General features: G+C 59.8%; 12 protein-coding genes and 1 pseudogene. 2 read left to right on the forward strand and 11 right to left on the reverse strand.

Annotated features, from left to right (window positions below; genetic code table 11):
* Nucleotides 1–10: 10 nt before the first annotated feature.
* Genes araD through chvE form a run of 5 tightly spaced genes read right to left on the reverse strand, consistent with a single transcriptional unit; the run spans nucleotide 11 to nucleotide 6,596 of the window.
* Complete coding sequence (gene araD / locus Q7V03_RS08305; protein WP_304925131.1) at nucleotides 11–1,753, reverse strand: L-arabinonate dehydratase; 1,743 nt, start codon at nucleotides 1,751–1,753, stop codon at nucleotides 11–13.
* A 7-nt stretch (nucleotides 1,754–1,760) separates the two neighbouring features.
* A complete protein-coding gene (araD1, locus tag Q7V03_RS08310) occupies nucleotides 1,761–2,753 on the reverse strand; it encodes an AraD1 family protein (RefSeq protein WP_304925132.1) in 993 nt (330 codons plus the stop codon).
* Between the two features lie 12 nt (nucleotides 2,754–2,765).
* Nucleotides 2,766–3,941 (reverse strand): multiple monosaccharide ABC transporter permease, encoded by a 1,176-nt coding sequence (gene mmsB / locus Q7V03_RS08315; RefSeq protein WP_304925133.1) that lies wholly within the window; start codon nucleotides 3,939–3,941, stop codon nucleotides 2,766–2,768.
* Nucleotides 3,941–5,470, reverse strand: a complete 1,530-nt coding sequence (gene mmsA, locus Q7V03_RS08320) for a multiple monosaccharide ABC transporter ATP-binding protein (protein WP_304925134.1) — start codon at nucleotides 5,468–5,470, stop codon at nucleotides 3,941–3,943. The genes mmsB and mmsA overlap by 1 nt, the downstream gene beginning before the upstream one ends.
* 49 nt (nucleotides 5,471–5,519) lie before the next feature.
* Nucleotides 5,520–6,596 (reverse strand): multiple monosaccharide ABC transporter substrate-binding protein, encoded by a 1,077-nt coding sequence (chvE, locus tag Q7V03_RS08325; protein ID WP_304925135.1) that lies wholly within the window; start codon nucleotides 6,594–6,596, stop codon nucleotides 5,520–5,522.
* A 143-nt stretch (nucleotides 6,597–6,739) separates the two neighbouring features.
* On the opposite strand from chvE, the gene Q7V03_RS08330 reads away from it, so the two are divergent.
* On the forward strand, nucleotides 6,740–7,684 hold the full coding sequence (locus tag Q7V03_RS08330; RefSeq protein WP_304925136.1) for a LysR substrate-binding domain-containing protein: 945 nt from the start codon (nucleotides 6,740–6,742) through the stop codon (nucleotides 7,682–7,684).
* A gap of 176 nt (nucleotides 7,685–7,860) precedes the next feature.
* On the opposite strand, the gene Q7V03_RS08335 is transcribed toward Q7V03_RS08330, so the two are convergent.
* From Q7V03_RS08335 to Q7V03_RS08360, 6 genes and pseudogenes are all read right to left on the reverse strand, one after another.
* Nucleotides 7,861–8,385, reverse strand: a complete 525-nt coding sequence (locus tag Q7V03_RS08335) for a gluconokinase (RefSeq protein ID WP_304925137.1) — start codon at nucleotides 8,383–8,385, stop codon at nucleotides 7,861–7,863.
* A 17-nt stretch (nucleotides 8,386–8,402) separates the two neighbouring features.
* Nucleotides 8,403–8,982: pseudogene (locus Q7V03_RS08340) on the reverse strand (SDR family oxidoreductase); the annotation flags it as partial.
* 73 nt (nucleotides 8,983–9,055) lie between these two features.
* Nucleotides 9,056–10,048, reverse strand: a complete 993-nt coding sequence (locus Q7V03_RS08345; protein WP_304925138.1) for a radical SAM protein — start codon at nucleotides 10,046–10,048, stop codon at nucleotides 9,056–9,058.
* Nucleotides 10,049–10,219: 171 nt separating this feature from the next.
* On the reverse strand, nucleotides 10,220–10,930 hold the full coding sequence (locus tag Q7V03_RS08350; RefSeq protein ID WP_304925139.1) for a hypothetical protein: 711 nt from the start codon (nucleotides 10,928–10,930) through the stop codon (nucleotides 10,220–10,222).
* Between the two features lie 154 nt (nucleotides 10,931–11,084).
* Complete coding sequence (locus tag Q7V03_RS08355) at nucleotides 11,085–11,855, reverse strand: hypothetical protein (RefSeq protein ID WP_304925140.1); 771 nt, start codon at nucleotides 11,853–11,855, stop codon at nucleotides 11,085–11,087.
* The gene (locus tag Q7V03_RS08360; protein WP_304925141.1) at nucleotides 11,852–12,730 is read right to left on the reverse strand and encodes an efflux RND transporter periplasmic adaptor subunit; all 879 of its coding nucleotides are present in this window, start codon (nucleotides 12,728–12,730) and stop codon (nucleotides 11,852–11,854) included. The genes Q7V03_RS08355 and Q7V03_RS08360 overlap by 4 nt, the downstream gene beginning before the upstream one ends.
* A gap of 379 nt (nucleotides 12,731–13,109) precedes the next feature.
* On the opposite strand from Q7V03_RS08360, the gene Q7V03_RS08365 reads away from it, so the two are divergent.
* Nucleotides 13,110–13,997, forward strand: coding sequence for a hypothetical protein (locus Q7V03_RS08365; RefSeq protein WP_304925142.1), 888 nt, complete (start codon nucleotides 13,110–13,112; stop codon nucleotides 13,995–13,997).
* Nucleotides 13,998–14,041: the final 44 nt, after the last annotated feature.

Raw genomic sequence — 14,041 nt, forward strand, 5'->3', positions numbered from 1 at the left:
GGTTTGGGCATCAATGCGAATCCTTGCCCACCGCATTGCCACGCGCGCCTTTGAGGAAATCGAGATCCGCCCCGGTATCGGCCCCCTCGACGTGGCGCTGATGCAGCCAGCCGTAGCCGCTTTCGTACAAAGGATGGATCGGCACCCATGCAGCCAGCCGCGCGGCCAGTTCTTCATCGGAAATGTCCAGATGCAGGCGGCGGTTCGGCACGTCGAGTTCAATGAAATCGCCGTTCTGCACCACTGCCAAAGGCCCGCCCGCCGCCGCTTCCGGCGAGGTGTGCAAGACAACCGTGCCGTACGCCGTCCCAGACATCCGCGCATCGGAAATCCGCACCATATCGGTGATGCCGCGGCGCAGGATCTTCGGCGGCAGGCCCATATTGCCGACCTCTGCCATGCCCGGATACCCCTTTGGCCCGCAGTTTTTCAGCACCATGATGCAGGTCTCGTCGATGTCGAGATCCTCATCGTTGATCTTGGCTTTGTAGTCGTCGATATCCTCGAACACCACGGCGCGGCCCCGGTGGGTCAGCAAAGCCGCCGTCGCCGCAGAGGGTTTCAGCACAGCCCCCTTCGGTGCGAGATTGCCCTTCACCACCACCACGCCGCCCGATTGCGCCAGCGCCTTGTCTGCGGGCAGGATCACGTCATCGTTGTGGTTGACCACATCTTTGACCTGCTCCCATGCGGTTTCACCCGACACCGTCAGCGCATCCTTGTGCAGCAGACCCGCCTCGCCAAGGCGTTTGATCACCACCGGCAGACCACCTGCGTAGAAGAATTCCTCCATCAGGTACTTGCCCGATGGCATCAGGTTCACAATCGTCGGCACATCGCGGCCGCAGCGATCCCAGTCTTCCAGCGTCAGATCAACGCCAACCCGGCCAGCGATGGCAAGCAGGTGGATCACAGCGTTGGTGGAACCACCGATCGCCGCGTTGGTGCGAATGGCGTTCTCAAAGGCTTCTTTTTTCAGAATGTCCGACGGCTTCAGATCATCCTTGACCATCTGCACAATCCGACGCCCGGTAATCTGCGCCATCACACGGCGACGTGAGTCTACCGCCGGAATTGCGGCATTTCCCGACAAGGCCATGCCCAAGGCTTCCGCCATCGAGGCCATCGTCGAAGCTGTGCCCATCGTATTGCATGACCCTGGCGAGCGCGACATCGAGGCCTCGGCGTCAACAAATTCCTCTTTGGTCATCGTTCCGGCCTTCACGGCCTCGGAAAACTTCCAAAGATGCGTGCCTGAGCCAACCCGCTCATTCTTATAATAGCCGTTCAGCATCGGCCCGCCGGTCACCACAATCGACGGAATATCCGTGCTTGCCGCCGCCATCAGCAGCGAAGGCGTGGTCTTGTCGCAGCCGACCATCAGCACGCAGCCATCCATAGGCTGGCCGCGCATGGCTTCCTCGACGGCCATCGCGGCGAGGTTGCGGAACATCATTGCGGTGGGGCGGAAGGCGCTTTCCGAAGCGGAAAACACCGGAACCTCAACCGGGAACCCGCCCGCCTCATAAATACCGTGCTTCACCCGCTCGGCCAGATCGCGCAGATGCGCGTTGCAGGGGGTCAGTTCTGACCAAGTGTTCAGGATGCCGATCACCGGGCGGCCATCGAACAAATCCGGCGGGAAGCCTTGGTTCTTCATCCAGCCCCGGTGATAGATATTGTCCTTCGAGGTGCCGCCAAACCAAGTTTGCGAGCGCAGTTTGCGGGGCCATGCGGCGGGTTTGAAGGTCATGTTATCCTCAGAGTTGCTTGACAGTCACCGCACCCGACAGGGCAGGGGCGATGGCCAAAGTATTGCGCAGCGGCAGACCAAACGCGTCCACCTGAATTTCAAAGGTATCGCCGGGCAGCACGTTCAGCCCCTCGGCAAAACTTAACGTCGCGGTGCCGAACATATGCACATGCAGATCGCCGGGCTGGCGGAACAGGGCATATTTGAAGTGGTGGTGCTCTAGATTAGCGAAGGTGTGCGACATGTTGGCCTCCCCCGACAGGAACGGCTTGTCAAAGATCGCCTTACCATCGCGCCAAATCCGGCTGGCCCCGCGCACATCATTCGGCAGATCGCCAACCAGTAACTCTGGCCCAAACGACGCCTCGCGCAGTTTTGAATGGGCAAGGAACAGATAGTTGATCCGTTCCGTCACATGATCGGAAAACTCATTCGCCAAGGCCCAGCCGACGCGCGCCGGGGTGCCGTCTTTGTCGATCAGGTAGATGCCTGCGAGTTCCGGTTCTTCCCCGCCATCCAGCGCGAAACCGGGGGAGGTCAGCGCCGCACCGGGGGCCACGGCCGTATGGCCATTGCCCTTGTAGAACCATTCCGGTTGCACGCCGACTTGACCCGGCGCAGGCCGACCATCGGCCAGACCCATCTGGAACATCTTCATGCTGTCGGTCAGCGTTTCGGCCCCGTCCAGCTTGGCGTGCATCGCATCCCGCGTCGCCGCTGACCCCAGATGGGTAAGGCCAGTTCCGGTCATATGCATATGTGTCAAATCGGGGTGGGTAATCGGCAGGGCAAGACGGCCCGCAGCCGCCAGTGCCACCAGATCCACCGCCTCGCCCAAACCCCGCGCCGCGATCACCTCGGCCAAGCCGATGCCTTTCGCCAAGGCCTCCGACGCAAGCGCATAGGTGCTGACAGCCCCGCGCACCACAGCCGCTTCCGAGCCTTCCCGCGCCACCACGCTGACCGAGCCATCCGCATTCAGTATCTGAGACAACAGCATGATATTCCTGCCTTATTTCGCTTTATTGTAGACGTCGAAGATCACGGCAGCCAACAGCACCAGACCCTTGATCATCTGCTGATAATCAATGCCGATGCCCATGATCGACATGCCCATGTTCATCACGCCCATGATCAACGCGCCGATCACCACGCCAACGATCTTGCCTGACCCTCCGGTCATCGAAGCCCCGCCGATGAACACCGAGGCAATCGCATCGAGCTCAAATCCGGTGCCTGCCTTTGGCGTCGCCGAGTTCAACCGCGCCGTCACCATCATGCCCGCCAAAGCCGCCAGCACGCCCATGTTGACAAAGCAGGCGAACACCAGACGGTCCGAGTTGATGCCCGAGAGTTTGGCGGCTTTTTCATTGCCACCCACCGCGTAGATCCGCCGCCCCATCGTGGTGTTTTCGGTGAAAAACGCATAAAGCACGGTGAGGACGATCAGCACCACCAGCACGTTCGGCAGGCCCTTCAGAAACGCGAGTTGATAACCGACAAACCCGGTTGCAGCGGCGATTAACACGGTGCGGCCCATGAACAACGCCATCGGCTCGGGTTCAATCCCGAACTCGGCATCGCGCGCCCGCGCCCGGAACCCCAGCCAGAATTGCGCGCCAATCGCCAGCAAAATCAAGATCACCGTCAGCCCATGCGGCTGGCCGATCCCGGTCAAATCCGGCAGAAAACCACTTGAAATCGCTTGGAATTCCTTCGGAAACGGCCCGATGTTCTGCCCGCCAAGCATCCACATCGTCGCCCCCCGGAACACCATCATCCCCGCCAGCGTGACGATGAACGACGGGATGCGCCAGAACGCCACCCAATAGCCTTGCACAGCGCCGATGCAGCCGCCGACGATCAGCGTCAGTGGGATCACGACATAGAACGGCAGCCCCAGATTGACGGTCAGATAGGCCGCAACCGCCCCGGTAAATGCCGCCACCGACCCCACCGACAGATCAATATGCCCAGACACGATCACCAGCAGCATCCCCAAGGCAAGGATGATCACATGGCCATTCTGCAGGAAAATGTTGGTGATGTTTTGCGGCTGCAAAAACGTTTTGCCCTGATAGGCGAGCAGTATAGAAAACAGCGCCACAATGGCGACCAGCGCCAACAGCATGCCATTCTCGCGCAAGCGGTCGCCCAAAGCCGAGCCGGATTTTTGATCTTGTGCCATTATGCAGCCTTCCCTTCGCCCTTCAGGATCAACGCCATGATCTTCTCTTGGCTGGCCTCGGCCCTGCTCAATTCCCCCACGATGCGCCCCTCATTCATCACATAAATCCGGTCACACATCCCCAACAACTCGGGCATTTCCGAGCTGATCATCACGATGGATCTGCCCTGTTCGGCGAGTTCCTTCATGATGGTGTAAATCTCAAACTTGGCGCCGACGTCGATGCCACGCGTCGGCTCGTCAAGAATCAGAACCTCGGGTTCGGTGAACAGCCATTTCGACAGCACCACCTTTTGCTGGTTGCCGCCCGACAGGTTCACCACCTTTTGCTGCACCCCCGGCGTGCGGATCGCGAGTTGCTTGCGATAGCCCTCGGCCACGCGGGTTTCGCGCCGCTTATCCAGCACACCGCGCATCGCAACCCCGGCCAGATTGGCGAGGGTGATATTCTTGACTATGGGTTCCTCAAGGATCAGCCCCAGACCTTTGCGATCCTCAGTCACATAGGCAATCCCCGCCTTGACCGCTTTCGGCACGGTGGACACATCCACCTCAACCCCGTGCATCTTGATCGAGCCCTTATGGCCCTGCCCATAAGACTTGCCGAAAATCGACATCGCAAGTTCGGTGCGCCCGGTGCCCATCAGCCCGGCAATGCCAACAATCTCGCCCTTTTTCACGTTGAACGACACATCCTTGATGATCTGCCGCTCGGCTTGTTCGGTGTGCCAGACGTTCCAGCCCGCAACTTCCATCAGCACCGGCCCCGGATTGAGGGTGCGTTCCGGATAGCGATGCGCCATATCGCGGCCGACCATATCGCGGATGATGCGGTCTTCGGTGATTTCGTGCTTGTCCATGGTGGACACCGACGCGCCATCGCGGATCACGGTGATGCGGTCGGCGACACGGGAAATTTCGTTCAGCTTGTGGCTGATGATGATCTGCGTGACGCCTTGCGCCTTCAATTCCAGCATCAGATCCAGCAGCTTCTGGCTGTCATTCTCTTGCAAGGCTGCGGTCGGCTCATCGAGGATCAGCAACCGCACATCCTTGGCCAAGGCCTTGGCGATCTCGATCAACTGCTGCTTGCCGACGCCCAGCTTTTCGACCTTGGTGGTCGGCAGTTCTTTCAGGCCGACCTTCTTCAACAAACCTTCAGTGCGTTGATAGGCCTCGCCCCAGTTGATCACACCGTTCTTCGCCACCTCGTTGCCCAAGAACAGGTTCTCGGCAATCGACAGCAACGGCACCAGTGCAAGTTCCTGATGGATAATGATAATCCCGCGCGCTTCACTGTCGCGGATGTTGCGGCAAGCCAAAGTCTCGCCGTCGTAAATAATATCGCCCTCGTAAGAGCCAAACGGATAAACCCCCGACAGCACCTTCATCAGGGTGGATTTGCCCGCGCCATTTTCGCCGCAGATCGCGTGGATCTCGCCCGGCTGCACGCTGAGCGACACATTATCCAACGCCCGAACACCCGGAAAGACCTTACTGATCCCCCGCATTTCCAACAATGCTGCCATGGTTCCCCCCTAAAGCCCGTGCCCGCCCAAAGACGGGCACGGCGTTATCTTACTTCAGCTGATCAGCGGTGTAATAGCCCGAAGTCACCAGCACAGCCTCATAGTTGGTGGCGTTGACCGGCTGGCTTTCCAGCAGATACGACGGCACAACTTTGACGCCGTTGTCATAGGTTTTCTCGTCGTTGATTTCCGGAGTCCCGCCGGACAGAACCGCGTCCACCATCTTGACGGTGACTTTCGCCAGCTCGCGGGTGTCCTTGAAGATCGAGGAATACTGCTCGCCTGCGATCATCGACTTCACCGACGGGATTTCGCAATCTTGACCGGTGACGATCGGCATTTTCAGATCGCCCGAACCATAGCCGACACCCTTGACCGACGACAGAATGCCGATCGACAGACCATCGTAGGGTGACAGCGCGCCGTGCAGCACTTTGTCGCCGTAGTTCGACGACAACAGGTTGTCCATCCGGGCTTGCGCCACGGCAGCATCCCAACGCAGAGTGCCAACCACCTTCATGCCGGACTGGCCGGACGGGATCGCAATATCGCCCGCATCAATCATCGGCTGCAGAACTGACATCGCGCCATCATAGAAGAAGAACGCATTGTTATCGTCTGGGCTGCCGCCGAACAGTTCGACATTCCATGGCTTGGTGTCGGCGAAACGCTCTTTGAGGCCTTCAACCAGCGAAGTCGCCTGCTGCACGCCAACCTTGAAGTTATCGAAGGTCGCATAGTAATCGACCGAGCCGCTGTCGCGGATCAGGCGGTCATAAGCGATGATCTTGATGCCAGCCTTGTTGGCCGCATCCAAAGCGTTCGACAGCGTGGTGCCGTCAATTGCCGCGATCACCAGCGCCTTGACGCCATTGGTGATCATGTTTTCGATCTGGCTCAGCTGGTTCGGAATGTCGTCTTCTGCATATTGCAGATCGGCGGTGTAGCCTGCCGCGGTGAACTGCTCCACCATCGACTTGCCGTCCGAAATCCAGCGCGCCGAAGATTGTGTTGGCATCGCGATGCCGATGGTGCCTTTGTCTTGCGCAAAAGCTGGCAGACCGACGATGCTTGTGGCAGCGGCTGCGCCGCCCAGCGCCAAAAGCGCCCTTCTTGAAACTTGCATTCTGTATCCTCCCAAGCGGCACAATGGCCGCGATAACCCGACGGCTCGAAAAGGTAGGCCCTCCCGAGACCGTGCGGCACTCTTGCAACAGCGAAATATATCGGTCAAATGATGAAATCGTATAGACATATGGCGGAATTGATATGCCAAAACCCCTCAGCGCCGATCTTCTGGCCCAGCGCGGCCTGAAACTGAGCCATTTGCGCCTGCTGGCCGCCTTGGCCGACACTGGGCAGATCAGCCTTGCTGCGGGCCAGATCGGCACCACCCAACCCGCCGCCTCGCGCCTGCTGTCAGAGGTGGAACGCATCGTCGGCCACCCGGTTCACCACCGCACCGGGCGCGGTATGTCGCTCACCGCCGTAGGCCAAGCCCTCGCCGCCCGCGCCCAACGCATCCAGATGGAGTTGCGCGACGCCGCCCGAGATATGACCGAAGTTGCCTCTGGCACAAGCGGCCACGTCCGCATTGGTGCCGTCACCGGACCCGCCATCGACCGCGTGCTGCCCACATTGCGCAACGCCCGCCTTACCGCGCCCCTTGTGACGGTTGAGGTCGTCGTCTCGCCCTCGGACCTTTTGTGCGAACAACTGCTCGCCGGACGCCTGGATTTCGTCATCGGCCGGCTGCCCGAAGGCCCGACCCGCGATTTGTTCACGCTAAGCCCCATCGCCACCGAACTCGTCAGCCTGGTTGTGCGCAAAGGCCATCCGCTTGCCAATCACCCCAACCCCACACCGTCAGACCTGATGTCCTACGATTGGGTGATGCCGCCGCCCGAATCCCTGCTATCGCGTGCCGTCCACGCCCGCCTGCGCGCCAGCGGCATGCCGAGCCCACCGCAGCGGCTGTCCACCGCATCCTTCCTGCTGATCTTCGCACTGATCCAACAATCCAACGCCATCGCGCCGTTGGCGCGCGCCGTGGTCACCAGCTTTTCCGCGCATCCCGACGCGCCCTATACCGAACTGGCCATCGACCTTGGCATTGAGGTCGAACCCTTCGGCCTTGTCACCCGCGCAGGCAGCATCCTGCCGCCAGTGGCCGCAAGGCTGGCGCGAGAGATTCAGAGTATGGTGATCGTGTGAGACCCGCTTAGGGACACAAGGTTTTCTTGTATGCTTCGCACCAAGCCGCCAAGCTGGGGGTTTCACCCCCCGGACCCCGTGGGATATTGAGCCAATGTGAAAGCGTTAAAAAAGGGGAGGGGAGTGAGCAGCGCTTCCAACTGCCACCAAACCCATAAATTTGCTTTCACATTGGCTTAAATATCCTCGGGGTCTGGGGGCGAGCCCCCAGCGGCCAGCCCCAATCTGCGCAGCTTGGTGGCTATCTCCGCCACCACTGCCACCAGCGGCTGATCAATATCGACCACCACCGCCCGCTCATCCTGTGCGGGCACTTCCAAAGTGGAAAACTGGCTGTCGAGCAAGGCAGGCGGCATAAAATGCCCGGTTCGCGCCCGTATCCGGGCCTCAATCAGCGCCCGCGACCCCGACAAATGCACAAACACCACCCCGCCGCCCGCCTCGGCGTCAATCAACTCCCGATACGACCGCTTCAAAGCCGAGCAACCGATAATCCCCGGCGCGCGCAAAGCCTGCCCCACCAGCGCCAGCCAAGGCCAGCGGTCCGCATCCGTCAAAGCCTCGCCCCGGCTCATCTTGGCGATATTCTCTGCCGGATGCAGATCATCGCCATCGCGGTAGGGCAGGGCCAGTGCCTCCCCCAACACCACTCCGACCGAGGATTTCCCGCAGCCCGCCACCCCCATCAACACGATCTTCATTAGCCCTCACCCCCGCCTCACAAACTGGCGGTAATCCCGCCATCGGCATACAAACACTGCCCATTCACAAAACTCGACGCAGCCGATGCCAGAAATACGCAAGCCCCGACCAGTTCCTCGACCCGCCCCCAACGCCCCGCAGGCGTACGCTTTTCCAGCCATTCGCTGAAAGCTGGGGTCCGCGACCAAAGCTGCGTTCAATGGTGTGTCAAAATACCCCGGCGCAATCGCATTGCACTGCAACCCATACCGCGCCCAATCGGTGGCCATCCCTTTGGTCAGATTGCCCACTGCGCCCTTGATGGCAGTATAGGGCGCAATCCCTGGACGCGCCAAAGCCGTCTGCACCGAGGCGATGTTGATGATCTTGCCAGCGCCGCGCTTGATCATATGCCGCGCGACAGCTTGGCCCACATTGAAAACCGATGCGATGTTGGTCCGCAACACGCGCTGAAACGCTTCTTCGGGAAATTCCTCAAGCGGCCCGCGGTGCTGCATGCCTGCATTGTTCACCAGAATGTCAATCACCCCGACCTCGGCCTCAAAGCTATCGACCGCTGCTTGCGCCGCCTTATAATCTGTCACATCAAACGCCAACCAACCGTCCTTGTCACTTGCGCCACCCATCCCGCGCGGGTCTGTTGCAAAAGAGCCGTGCGGGGTGGCAAAGCTAGAACTGAAGCGCGCGCAGAGTTTCCGCTTCGGTGCCATAGCGGCGGATATAGGCTTCGGTCAGGCCGAGGCATTCGGTCGAAGCGCAGCTGTCGCGGTGCGGGCATTGATAGAACCTGTTGCGGTCGAATTCGGCCCAGAACGCAGGGTCGATCACCAGCGTGGGCTGAGCGTTGACCAGCGCCCCGCGCAGATCGCCCATTAGGCATTCAGGTACATTCTTGACCTCGACCAGTCTGCCTGCGGCACGGGCAGCCAGAATGGCGGCGCGCAATGGTGGCAAGAGGTCGGCATGGCGCACGATCAGCGATTTGTGATCATCTTCGGCCATCGGAAAGTAGTTCCAGAACTCGTGCTGCACCACTTTGTGCATCGTCGCCAAGGCTGCCACAATGCCGGACAGAAAGGTGTAGGATTGCGCGGTGACGACGGTGTTGGTGATAATCCTAAGATCGGCGGGATGCGCCTCGATCAAGGCGATGCCCTGCATCATCCGCGCCCAAGATCCCGGCACCCGTGTGATCTGATCGTGGGTGGCGGCATCCTGACCCGCTACTGAGATGAAGAACTCATCAACCCCGGCGTCAATCAGCGACTCTAGATAGGGCGCGCGGTTCAGGTGCATGCCGTGGGTCTGAATACGCACATGGGCAAAACCTGCGGCGCGGGCGCGCCGCGCAAGTTCGGGCAGATCCCGACGTAGGGTGATTTCGGATCCGGTCAGCACCAGCCCCTGCCACGGCGCTGTCGCTGCCTGCTCTGCCAGAACGCGATCAAAGCTCTCGGCATCGGTTGGCGCAAGCCGATCCATGGTGCCTTCAATCATGCAGTGCGTGCAGCGCAGATTGCAGCGAAACTCCATCGTTAGCGAAACGTAGGTATCGTGGTCGCGCAGGCTGAAGCGTTTCTGGCTGTTTGGGCCGTCGGCGGGTGATGTGGTGCCAACGCGGTAAGCGTGGTTGCCAAGGATTTCAGGCGCATGCGGGTTCATGGTTTGGTCGCGTGCATAGTGAATCTTTCAGCAGGGGCTACGAAACGCGGCGGTGCGGTGTTCTGCCGCGTACCATGGGCAATCATCCCAAAAGTCTATTGGTTTTTGCGAGCCTGAGCCAGAGTTTTAGCAGCAACACCCCGAATATAAGCCGATTGCATCCAGCGCGTTCTACAACAATCCATAAAGCCCTGCCTTTGCGGGTAATGCGTCACCGCCGGATGATACAGTATAGTCAATACCAACATCGAACAGATGATGCGCCAGATTGGCGTCTTGGTCTGCAAGGAATCCTATAATTTCGGGCGGAAATGCGAATTTTGCGCAAAGATCACGCACAGCCTGAATCTTAATCCGGGAAAAATAAACGCAATCGCTGGTGCGCTTCTGGGCAAAGACAAAAATTTCTTCCTGCCATGCGCCTGCGCAAAGTTCGGGAGGCAGCTTTTTGATCTGCGATGTGCGGGCACTGGCGGCCATGGCGCTGGTGATCTCTGCGCGATCGGGGTGCGATTCATAGAAGCGATAGATGTTTTTCAGGGTCAGGCTGACGCCATCCCACGCGTGACACAGGCCGGCCGAAGTGGTGCCGCCAAATCCGTCTGTGTACAGGTCTATGGTGGTCATGTGCGTTCGTGCCTCCAGCAGCCCGGAATCCTCGGCGTTGAATTCGATCGAGCACATGAAGAACGGAATGCCATCATCGATGGTGAAGGAGGGTGCAAACAGGTCTGGGAATGCGTTTAGGAACGAGCTGATTTTTGTCCTTCGTTCGGCGCGGTCATAGTCGTAGAAGTAAAGCTCTAGTCCAAGGCGGCCATCGGCGGATTTAAGACCCCAGACCGTGTTGAACCTGCCCCAGAACGCGCGGATCCGCAGCACAACCGCCAGCAGCGCAGAACCGTTGGGCATCAATGTCAGTGCATGAAACAGGATTGCCGATTGTCGCAGGGCACCGGGCGCGGGCTGAAGTGGCGGATCATAGGGCCATTGGCAGAAATCACGCGCAGGATCGCTGGGGCGGGACTGGATTGCGTCAGGCATGGACGTGCCCATGATCGGCAGGTGGGTGCGGAAATCCATATAGTGTGACAAACGCCTGACCCGCGGCCGAGGTGCCGATCGCCACATGGCTGACAGCCGGGCGCAGCAGATCCGCAAGCCCGGTATCTGAGGGGCGCAAGGCGGTCAACAAATCAAGCAGCAGCTCCAGACCCCGCGCGGTCAGCGGCCAATCCGAGAAATTGATGTCGATAGAGCGGCGGGTTGATCCCTGTTCCACCACGTCAAGCACATCTGGCGCCGGGGGGTGATCCACCAGATAGAGCAAGAACGCAGCGGCAGCAGGGCGCAGGGAATGCGGCAGGCTGAGTGTGGCCAACAGTGCAAGGGCGGCGGCGTGGTCTGGCACCAAATGGTTCAGGTAGCGGGTCTGCAAATGCCGCCCACCTATTACCTTCAGCGCAAAATAGTTCAGGGCGGGATCGGCGGCAAAAGTCTGCGTCAATTCGGCATAGACCTTGCGCACCGGTGCGGGCTGGCCGCCGCCATCCTGCGGATCAATGCCAAAATGAAACAGATCGCACTGCGGCAGAAAAGGCAGAAAAGCGGCACAGGATACCCCGGTAAACGCCTCGGATATTTGCATAAAGTGGCGGGATGATTGCGGCGCGAAGGCAGCGCGGGGCAGGGTGCACAGCACGCGGCCGCCCGAGATACTGTCGGCCGTCAGCTTGACCGATCTGGCGCACAGCGGCGGGGTCGGCAGCAAGCCCAGCAGATGGGTCAGGGCCGGGCTGTCTGTCATGGCGACGGGGCCAGCGCTGCGGCCTCGGGTGCGATGAATTCCAACAGGCAGCGGTGCCCGGCGGGCAGCACGCCATCGGGGTTTGACAATTCTGCCTGCACGCCAAAGGTACGCGATGCGGTGTCGAACACGCGGTCAACCACGGTGATCGTGGTGGTGTAGCGACCCGAGACCGGGGCATCCGGCAGCACGGCCACGGCTTGGCCGACCGAAGTCGCAGCGTATAGCTCAACCGGTAGGAACGCCTCGACCAGCAGCGGATCAAGCTGGACAATCTGCATCACATGCCGCTCGCCCGTGGCATATTCGCCCGGCTTCAGCGTGGTTTCCAAAACATAGCCGTCCACTGGCGCGCGGATGATCGTTTGCTCTAGCGCCGTGCGGGCACGGGCAAGTTCTGCGCGGGCGGTTTCCTGATCCAGAAGCGCCTGTTGCAGCAACGCTTGCGCGGTGTTGTAATCGTATTCGAATTCTTCCAGTTGGCTGACGCTTTGCGCCTTTTCCTTGACCAATCGGCGGGCGCGATCAACCCTGCCCTTGCTGTACAGAACGCGGGCTTGTTGGGCGTCGATGGCTGCCGCCGAGTCTGCCCGGGTTTCCAGGATCTTGATCGACGCCTCTTCGACCACCGCGCGGATCCGGGCGACGATCTGGCCTTTTGTCACCGGGTCGCCGCGCCGCACCAGAACCGCGTCAATCACACCCGGCGCGCTGGCGCTGACATGGATCAAGGCTGCGGGGTCCATGACGCAATCGTATTGCGTGCCGGGTAGGGCCGGGGTCTGGGCCGCAACTGGGGCCGCAAACGTCAGAAGCGCCACCGCTAAAACCACGGCGGTTCGGCAGGGCTGGCGGCAGAGCGGCGCAGACGGCATGAGGATTGTTCCTTTGACCCTTGACTTGGCACCCAAGACGGCTTGCCGAACTGGCGTGCTGCCCGGCGGCCAATGGGGACTTGCCATCTGTTGAATTTAGGGGTGTTGGCCAGAATATGCCATCTTGAAATGCAGGAACAAAAAACTTTGAAAAGCCAAATATACTAAAGATATTTGTTATTATACTTTCGATTATTTAAATATATTAAGATTGACGCAACGGAAGTCCAATATGTTGATGGGGTTTGATTTTTGTAATACACGACCCGTGGTAGCTCTTGCTCCATATCTACTACTACTTGTTGGCTTTTGCTCGATGCGATTGCGTTGGGCGATATTTTAAAATGCCCAATAGGGCGGAAACTCCACGAGGGAAACGATGACATATACGAATTTGTTGGCAACGACCGCTATGGCTGTTGTGCTTGCTGCTGGCGCTGCTGCTGCGCAGGATCTGGGCTCGAACAGCTTTGCAGGCGGCGTTTCGCTGCTGTCGCCAGACCAAACCGGCTTCCTTTACGCTGGCACGGCAGAAGTGACCGGCCTTGGTTCGGCTGCTGTTGTAATTTCGGCTGAAGCTGCTCAGTTCAACATGACCGGTTTTTCGAATTCCGGGACTACACTGGGCTCCGAGGCTTCGGAAGCTGTTGCAAATTCGGGCGTGCTGACCACGTTCGACTTTGACCGTACGGTTACTGCAAGTGCATCGGGCATTGGCGCTGGTCGCGTTGTGGCGCAGGGCGATGCGAACGCTGCTGTTGGCGCTGTTGGCTCGGCATTCGGTGATACCGTCGCTAACGAAATCACTACTGACGAGTTTGGAACGCTGTCGAGCGCTTCGAATGCGACATCCGAGTCCGCAGCTTCGCTGGTTGGTGAAGGTTCGACTTCGGTTCTTGCTGGCCTGATCGGCACGGGCACGGGCTTCGTTGGCTCGACCGGCACGACGGTCAGCTCTGAGCAGAGCGGCGTTGCCTATTCGGCATTGAACGCTTTGGGTGATAAGGACGGTTCGGGCATCAATATCGCACCGGGCACCGGAACCACCTTTGCTGCGCTGTCGACCGAAATCTCTACCTTGGCAGATGGCGAAGGCGCAGTCGGCTTCTCCAACGGCTTCGTCCTGGGCAGCACGATCGATCTGGCGGTTGCCAACGTTGGCGGCGGCACGATCTCGCTGGGTGCTTCGACCGGTGGCTTCTTCGGCGGCGGCGCTGCGACCAGCGGCCTGTCCGGCTATGGCTCTGTGTTCGCGGCCGCTCCGTAATCCAGCAAATTTCCTGCCGCCCCGTTCTGCGGGGCGCGCGGGGT

The organism is Cypionkella sp., assembly GCF_030652235.1.
In the GTDB taxonomy this organism is placed as follows: Bacteria; Pseudomonadota; Alphaproteobacteria; order Rhodobacterales; family Rhodobacteraceae; genus Cypionkella.

Bases quoted from the DNA above. Each gene is read 5' to 3' on its own strand.
- Q7V03_RS08355 (WP_304925140.1), bottom strand. From the start codon at position 11,855: ATGACAGACAGCCCGGCCCTGACCCATCTGCTGGGCTTGCTGCCGACC.
- Q7V03_RS08330 (WP_304925136.1), top strand. From the start codon at position 6,740: ATGCCAAAACCCCTCAGCGCCGATCTTCTGGCCCAGCGCGGCCTGAAA.
- araD (WP_304925131.1), bottom strand. From the start codon at position 1,753: ATGACCTTCAAACCCGCCGCATGGCCCCGCAAACTGCGCTCGCAAACT.
- mmsA (WP_304925134.1), bottom strand. From the start codon at position 5,470: ATGGCAGCATTGTTGGAAATGCGGGGGATCAGTAAGGTCTTTCCGGGT.
- Q7V03_RS08360 (WP_304925141.1), bottom strand. From the start codon at position 12,730: ATGCCGTCTGCGCCGCTCTGCCGCCAGCCCTGCCGAACCGCCGTGGTT.
- chvE (WP_304925135.1), bottom strand. From the start codon at position 6,596: ATGCAAGTTTCAAGAAGGGCGCTTTTGGCGCTGGGCGGCGCAGCCGCT.
- mmsB (WP_304925133.1), bottom strand. From the start codon at position 3,941: ATGGCACAAGATCAAAAATCCGGCTCGGCTTTGGGCGACCGCTTGCGC.
- Q7V03_RS08335 (WP_304925137.1), bottom strand. From the start codon at position 8,385: ATGAAGATCGTGTTGATGGGGGTGGCGGGCTGCGGGAAATCCTCGGTC.
- Q7V03_RS08345 (WP_304925138.1), bottom strand. From the start codon at position 10,048: ATGAACCCGCATGCGCCTGAAATCCTTGGCAACCACGCTTACCGCGTT.
- Q7V03_RS08365 (WP_304925142.1), top strand. From the start codon at position 13,110: ATGACATATACGAATTTGTTGGCAACGACCGCTATGGCTGTTGTGCTT.
- araD1 (WP_304925132.1), bottom strand. From the start codon at position 2,753: ATGCTGTTGTCTCAGATACTGAATGCGGATGGCTCGGTCAGCGTGGTG.